This is a genomic window from Anabaena azotica FACHB-119, from assembly GCF_014697625.1.
GTDB classification, from domain to species: Bacteria; Cyanobacteriota; Cyanobacteriia; order Cyanobacteriales; family Nostocaceae; genus Trichormus; species Trichormus azoticus_A.
Genome location: NZ_JACJSG010000059.1, coordinates 37100 through 45284 on the forward strand (window position 1 = coordinate 37100; position 8185 = coordinate 45284).

Genomic DNA, 8185 nt, shown 5'->3' on the forward strand with positions numbered 1-8185 from the left:
GTAGGGTGCGTCAGCCCCAATAATTTCGTACAGATTCAAGGATTTTCCACATCTGACGCACCCTACAATTGTGCCAGTTGCGTAAGTCCTGATTAATTGTAAATTGCCAATTAGTCTTACCACTCCACCCGTGAAATCAAGCTGCCGTTATCGGCATAGATAGTTTTCGAACGGATATACGTTCTCGCAGGTAGTGTGGAATTGAAGACCGCGCTTTTTTCTCCCACGGCTGATTTGTTGCCGATGACTGCACGGAATATCACAGCGTTAGGTGCTAAACCTACGTTATCACCAACGCTAGTTTCCGGGCCAGTAGCAGCACCATTCACAACCTGCCTACCCCCATGAACTAGAACACGAGGCCCATAACCATTCCCATTACCAACAGTCAAACTAGTTGTCTCTAAAGCATGAAAGACAACATCGTTTGCTAGACCAACAAGTGTGCCAATGTTAAAAGGTTGACCCTCATCAGCACGAATGGCAATTCTATTACCTAGTTTGTAGTCTAAAGCGGCAAGAGAATCTTGCAGAACCACATTGCCGATGATGCGGTTACGGTAGTTTGGATCTTGAGTGACAACCCCACCTATGGTTGGCAAACCACCAGGGTTAAAAGCGGTGACTGGAGCTAGATTTATCCCTGTTACGTTTGACAAGCTAGCTTGGGCTAATTCTGTATAACCTTTGGCAAATGCCTCATTGACTTCAATGACACCTTCCTGCAATGCAACGTCGGCTTGTGTCAGGTTAGCTACCTTCCCCAAACTGTTATCAGTAGCTTGTGCGTTAGTAGTCACATTTTTCCCTGGGAGGACAACTTTACCAGAAGGTAAGGTCACACCAGGGCCAACCCGCGAGTGAAAATTGACTACAGTGTTGTATTGTATGGTTGCACCGTCTATTTCTGCGTTGAAGGCGATGAATGTCTCTGGCTGAGTGTTACTAAAGGAAGTACCAGTACCGGAGTCAGTGAAAGGCCCGGTTGAGCCACTAACACCGATTGTGGCTGCACCTTTGACAGTGGCCAAGTGTGCCAGAATTACTCGCTTACCAATAGTTGCTCCTGCTCCTGAAGCTGTAATGCTCACTTGGTCTTGGGCGTTGGAATCATCGCCGATGGAAATAGGGCCATTGGTAGCATTTAACCTAGCAAATGGGCCGACGTAGACTTTTTCCCCCAAGGTAATATTTGTGGGATTGGTGATTATCGCAGTTGGATCAAGAAAACTAGCTGACGTTGAGGCTGCTGTACTCGGACATACAGGTAAATTCAACGTCGTGGGATTACAAGAAGCAAAGGCTGGTTGTGCATCTACCTGTATAACTGTTACCAGCGCTAGGATAATTGCAGTCAAGGCACTAAAAATTGTGCGAGGTTTGAACATTGAAATAAGGCTCCTCACGAGCTATGGAGTATTTATTTGCAGAATAATTTGTGTTAACGAGGAAGAGATACTATTCAGCGTCTCTACGGTGAGCGAAACGCCAGGCCAATCGCAGGAATTAGCAAAAAATCATATTGCCATAATTCCCCTTTTCAACTCTTTCCTACTTGCTTATAAGATAGAGAATTAACCGCCCCAAAATCCGTTCAACAAGTTATAAACATTGAGAAATGTGACCAAGTCATCTATCAGACCAGTAACAATACCAAGAAGTGATATTTGTGGAATTGTCGTTGTTGCGGAGGCAACTGCATTATTATATACAGTCTCCCAAGCATCCGGCCCAGTAGCCGTTGTTCCATAAACTTGTGTACTGACAGCCAAAGTAAAGCCAAGCGCAGCTAAACCGGCTAGTATTGTGCGACGTTTTAACATTATTATTTGATACCTGATAGTTTGCCAAATTTGTTTGACAGGGTAAACCGAAAAGGTAAGGAAAAGTAGAAACTTTTCAATTTACCTAAGCTAATGACTCACAATTATTACAAGCAGCGATTAGCATCTCACTGTTAGAGTATTTTAATATTATTTAGTAATTTAAGCTAGATATTTTGATATTAATAAAATTTATATTTATAATAAAAATGCGTTTCAACATATCGTTGAAAACTTGTTAAATTACATAAGTATTGGCTACAAAAAATATCTGCCTGAAGATGGATTTTGAATTTTACTGGTATGAAAATATCTTCTACAAGAAGATACTAGACATAGGTACGACAGAAAAAAACTATTAATATAAAAGGCTTACAGCCCTTTATATTAATAGTTTTATAACTGTTTATGCGCTCATTTATCTGGCAAAGGTAGTAACTGACATGATGTTTTGTAAGTATCCCTTGTGTGAATATATGGTGGATGGAATTTGCATATTAAAATATCTATGACTAAATTATTTTGGTTCTTGCGGTAATTTTATTAGCGGCAAAGAGGAAAGTTAAAACCAACCAAAGGCGCAACATGATTTTGTCAGATCAGCAAAAGCGAGCGATCGCATTCATAAACAAGTCGCTATTAACGTATAATAAATGACTTGATATCCAGAATTTACTGACACCTATAAAAAGTTGACAATACCCAGGCGCAACACTTCTCTGGTAAAATCACAAGAATATCCGATAGTTGCATCAGCCAGAAACTTGCCAGCCAAAGATTCCTTAGTCACCCCATAGCCCCCAAGAATTTCCACGGCTGTTTGTGCGTTTTTGATGGCCACATCGACAGCAAAAGTCTTAGCTGCTGGTGCTTTTACAGTAGCTGCAAGTTGGGGAGAAGTTTCTGCTGTGCTTGCTGCATCCCAAACTATAAGCCTTGCAGCTTGGGTGTTAATCATCATATCCGCTAGTTTTAGCGCCACTGCTTGATGTTCAATAATCGGACGACCCCAACTAATTCTGTGCTTGGCATAATTCAACGCATACTCATAAGCAGCACGAGCCAAACCCACATAAGAAGCAGCCAGTCCAATAGCTACTTCTGGAAGTAACATCAATAATTTTGCTGCTTCCCCCTCTTGTCCAATGAGATTTTCTACGGGAACGGCGACGTTATCTAGACAAATTTCCCCATGATGAGAAGCTTTCCAACCAATCATTTGAGCCTTTTTGCCAAACTTAATTCCTGGTCTATCAGCCTCGACGTAGAAGATAGACAAACTTTCATGCAATGGTTTAGCGATCGCAGTCCGAGCAATGATAAAGTAGGCATCGGCAATTCCTCCATTTGTAACTAACGAAGACTTTGTGCCATTAAGAATGTATACATCACCATTGCGGACAGCAGAAGTTTTTATGCCGATATTGGAGTCGGGAATTGGGCAGAACAAATCAGAAGTAGCGACATTAGGTTCACTTTCTGCGGCGCTAAACAGATGGGGTGTTTCAGAATTCACAAACGATAGTATACGTTTTTGTTGTTCCTGGGTTGCTACCCTAGTCACAAACAGCGACATAGCAGCGTTGAGATTGAAATAACTACAAGCAATACTGGCATCAACAGCCCCTATCTCTTCCAGAACTATAGCCAAATCTATGCACTTACGCCCCCTACCCCCTAACTCTTTTGGTAGCATCAAGGATGTGAATCCCAAACCTGAACCTTTATAGAAAAGAGATTTACAAAATTCCCAAGGTTCGATTTCAGGATTGTTAGACTCTTCGATGATGCGAACAATAGGCGCAATTTCATTTTGAGCAAAGTCACGAGCTTGGTTCTGCAAAATCTGCTGTTCTTGAGTCAGGCTAAAGTCAATCATATTTATCCTTAGTTGATTTACATACTTAACTTCGTCTGAGGTATTAAAGCTGACTGTGGCAAAATTTACTATTATTTATTAAGTCTCTCAATTAAGTCGCTATCAGGACTGACGCTGGCACTTGGGGTAGGGTGCGTCAGATGTGGAAAATCCTTGAATCTGTACGAAATTATTGTGGTTGACGCACCCTACAGTTAGTTTGATGATGACACTTACGTAAGTCCTAACTATTTAATCCATTTAACAGAAGAGATAGATGATATTTCTGTTAATTTACAAGTGGATAAAAGTATGCTTTATACCTTTACAATTTAAAATATTCAAAATTTATCAGCAATGAATAATATTTTGATTCGCTTAACATTTTTTTACTTTCCACCGAGAGTAATGAAAGAGCGATAAGAAATATTGCAGCACTAGTGGCAAAATGCGCCGACTCAGACATGATAGGTATGAGTAAAAATTTTCATCTCCCAGGAGCGCCGAGTAAATTGGAAAGTCGTATGGAAAAAATCTTGGTGGTAGACGACGAAGCAAGCATTCGCCGGATTTTAGAAACGCGCCTTTCGATGATTGGTTACGATGTGATTACAGCTGGTGACGGCGAAGAAGCGTTGACTACTTTTCGCAAAGCTGATCCTGATTTAGTGGTTTTAGATGTGATGATGCCAAAGCTAGACGGCTACGGTGTTTGTCAAGAAATACGCAAAGAATCAGATGTTCCGATTATCATGCTGACAGCTTTAGCCGATGTTGCCGACAGAATTACAGGTCTGGAATTAGGTGCTGATGATTATATTGCCAAACCCTTTTCTCCGAAAGAGTTAGAATCGAGGATTCGTTCAATACTGCGGCGGCGCTTGAGTAAAACTAGTGCTGAAGGCATTCCCCGTTCAGGGATAATTGAAATAGACAATCTGAAAATTTACACAAACAAGCGCCAAGTCTACAAAGGAAACGAGCGGATTCGTTTAACAGGTGTAGAATACAGTTTGCTAGAGTTACTGGTAAGCCACAGTGGAAAATCATTTTCTCGTGGAGAGATTTTGCAACAGGTGTGGGGTTACAGTGCAGAACAACACGCGGATACTCGTGTGGTAGATGTGCATATCTCAAGGTTGCGATCGAAGTTAGAAAACGACCCTGAAAATCCAGAATTTATTTTGACAGCTAGAGGGACGGGCTATCTTTTTCAACGCATTACTGAATCAGAGCATGAGCTATGAGAGAAGTATAGCAGTAGCCACATAGGTTATGACAAGGATGAATCATAAAATCTTTATGACAAGCGGCTTTTGAGCCTATCACCCTCCGGGTTCGCCAGTTCCCAGGGCGCGGGAAACCCGCCTACAGGACTGGACTCACCTGTCCCCTGTCACCTGTCCCCTGCTATAAATGTCCTTGACTTTTCACGGCATTTGCAATATTGGTTTACTTGCAAATAGGGTATGGAAAATTCTTCCATACCCTATTTGTTAACCGTTAAGCGTGACCTACTAGTTTTTCTCCTTTCAACATCCGCACTGCGGCTTCTAATAAAGCCTCTTCTAGATAAGGCTTGGTAAAGTAACCGCTAGCACCGAGTTGTATTGCCATTTGTCTGTGTTTATCCGCACCTCTTGAGGTAAGCATGGCTATGGGTAAGTGGTTGAGGTTGGAGTCTTTCTGAATGCGTGACAGTAACTCCAGACCGTCGCAACGGGGCATTTCTATATCGCAGAAGACGATATCGCAAGGCAGACCGGAGCGGAGTTTGTCCCAAGCTTCCTGACCATCACGGGCTTGTTCAACGCGATACCCAGCTTTGTTAAAGGTGAGGGATAGCAACTCTCGGACTGTGATTGAGTCATCGACAATGAGGACAGTTGGGTCAATCTTCTCAGCCGGGGTTTCCACGGCAGCAGGTGGTGTTGCTTGTTGCCAAAGTGTGCCGCCACTGTGTTTGGACATCCGTCCTTGGAAGATATCGATAATTTCCAGTACGTCAGCAATGGGCATGATGCGACCATCACCCAAGACTGTAGCACCTGCTACACCTATTGGTTTAGGTGCTGGGCCTTCAAATTGTTTAATAACAATTTCTTGTTCACTCAATACTTGGTCAATTTGCAGGGCGATTAAGGTACTACCCGATCGCGCTACCACGACGGAAATCATATCATCATCTCTGGTTCCGCCGTAGACGTTACCCCGACTGAGTTGACGATTGAAGGTTAACAAGTCTTTCAAAGGTCGGAATGGTAAGACTGTATCGCGCCAGGAAATGAAGGACTGTCCATCGGGACTTTGATGAACGTTTTTCGCTGGTATATCTAAGGTATCTTCTACACCATCCATTGGGAAAGCAATCCGTGCTTTATCGGAGACGCAGCACAGCGCTTTACAAATACTCAAGGTGAGTGGTAGACGAATTGTAAAGGTAGTTCCTTTGCCGACGGTAGAATCTGTATTTACCGCACCGCGAATTTCGCTAATTTCGGAACGTACCACATCCATTCCTACGCCTCGACCGGCGATTTCATCGGCTTCGTCTTTGGTACTAAAACCTGCTTGGAACAGCAAGTCATAAACTTCGATGCGGGACATACTTCGCGCCTGTGCTGGTGTCATCATTCCCAACTTCACGGCTTTGGCTTTGATGCGTTCGGTATCAATTCCTGCACCATCATCACCCACGGAAATTACCGTTTGGTTTCCTTGGTGAAAGGCGCGGATGGTAATGGTTCCCACTGGTGGTTTGTTGGCGGCTTGCCGAATTTCTGGGGTTTCGATACCGTGGGCGATCGCATTATTCAACATATGCGTCAGTGGGTCATTGAGATGATCCAAAATCATCTTGTCAATTAAGGTATCCCCACCTTCAATGACTAACTCTACCTGTTTACCAAACTTAATCGCATTGTCGCGTACCCCCCGCCGCAAACGGTCAATTGTCTGCGAAAATGGAACCATGCGGGCGCGTGTCAGTCCCTCTTGCAGTTGGGTGGTAACTTGGCGGAATTGTCTGGCGACTCGCTCAGTTTCCTCGGTGACGAAATCGATGTCGCTTGCTGACTCCCGCACCCTGACGATGAGTTCGATCATTTCTTGAGACAGGGTGTGGAAGGGAGTGAAACGATCCAATTCGAGTGGACTCAAATTGCGATCGCTATTTGTATCCGGTTCATGGTAGATAACTTCCCTAGTTTTGCGACTGGCTAACAAAGAAGCTTCTAATAGCGATCGCTCATACAACTCCTGCATCCTCGCGCCTACATCTGATAGCTGTTGCACCTGAATCAGCAAGTTATCTAATGATTGTCGCAACCGTTCTTGATCCTGTTCTAAGGTGTTGCGATTAACCACCAATTCACCAACCAAATTGCTCATTTCATCCAACTGCTTCACCGGCACTTTCATCGTTTCTTCAAATCTTGCAGTCCGCCGATTTGAACCACGTGCAGTTTTGCCTACAGTTTGTTTGATTGGCGATGAGTGAGATATGGTTTGGTCTGCTTCCGCTAGCAGTTTTTCCAAATCACTAAATTCATCTCCTAAGTCCGGTGACGCTGGAGGAGTAATAGGAGTAATTGGCGTAACTTTGGCTACAACAGGTTGCGGTTGCTGCGGTGCTTCCGTATTGTCTCCACCCAACAAAGCTTCTAACGCAGCAAAATCATCCGTTGCTATAGCGTCATTATCATTGCTGGGTGTAGATTCTACTGCCAACAATGCTTCTAAATCTGCAAATTCATCTTGAATATGAGTATCTTCGCTTACCGGGGGTGCGTTTTCCTCCTCATCCTGTGTGACAGCTTCCCCTAAAAGCGCTGATAAATCTGCAAATGCGTCTGCGGCTTCAGAATCGGTAGCTTCTGGGCTATCGCCAGTTATCATTAACTCCAATTCATCAAATTCTGAGGTAGATATATCCTCAACAGCAACATCTGTTAAACCATGAGTTTCCGTAATTGATTCATCTAGGGTTAACTCTGATGAATCAGCATCTGTAATTAGTAAATCATCACCTAATTCAAGTTCACTGCTTTGTTCAGATGAAGGCGTTTCTAGAATACCTAAATCATCTGTAGACTCAAAAGTGATATCTGTCAGTTCACCAATTAACTCTGATTCATCAGCATCTGTGATTAGTAAATCAGCACCTAAATCAATTTCACTGCTTTGCTCAGATGAAGGCGTTTCTAGAATACCTAAATCATCTGTAGAGTCAAAACTGATATCTGTCAGTTCACCAATTAACTCTGATGAATCAGCATCTGTAATTAGTAAATCATCACCTAATTCAAGTTCACTGCTTTGTTCAGATGAAGGCGTTTCTAGAATACCTAAATCATCTGTAGAGTCAAAAGTGATATCTGTCAGTTCACCAATTAACTCTGATTCATCAGCATCTGTGATTAGTAAATCAGCACCTAAATCAATTTCACTGCTTTGCTCAGATGAAGGCGTTTCTAGAATACCTAAATCATCTGTAGAGTCAAAA

General features: G+C 42.9%; 5 protein-coding genes. 1 reads left to right on the plus strand and 4 read right to left on the minus strand.

The genetic code is table 11. The features are described 5' to 3' along the window. Positions 1-116: 116 nt before the first annotated feature. The 3 genes from H6G83_RS29910 to H6G83_RS29920 all read right to left on the minus strand — a co-directional run bounded on the left by H6G83_RS29910 (position 117) and on the right by H6G83_RS29920 (position 3702). A complete protein-coding gene (locus H6G83_RS29910; protein WP_190478890.1) occupies positions 117-1388 on the minus strand; it encodes an LbetaH domain-containing protein in 1272 nt (423 codons plus the stop codon). Between the two features lie 186 nt (positions 1389-1574). Further along, on the minus strand, positions 1575-1823 hold the full coding sequence (locus H6G83_RS29915; protein ID WP_190478893.1) for a hypothetical protein: 249 nt from the start codon (positions 1821-1823) through the stop codon (positions 1575-1577). 682 nt (positions 1824-2505) lie between these two features. After that, on the minus strand, positions 2506-3702 hold the full coding sequence (locus tag H6G83_RS29920; RefSeq protein ID WP_190478895.1) for an acyl-CoA dehydrogenase family protein: 1197 nt from the start codon (positions 3700-3702) through the stop codon (positions 2506-2508). A 491-nt stretch (positions 3703-4193) separates the two neighbouring features. Here H6G83_RS29920 and rpaB point away from each other — a divergent pair, with 491 nt between their 5' ends. Continuing rightward, entirely contained in the window at positions 4194-4928 is a 735-nt protein-coding gene (rpaB, locus tag H6G83_RS29925; protein ID WP_190478900.1) for a response regulator transcription factor RpaB, read from the plus strand. 256 nt (positions 4929-5184) lie between these two features. On the opposite strand, the gene H6G83_RS29930 is transcribed toward rpaB, so the two are convergent. Further along, positions 5185-8185: hybrid sensor histidine kinase/response regulator (locus H6G83_RS29930; protein WP_242044935.1), on the minus strand; the 3001-nt coding region annotated here is incomplete at its 5' end.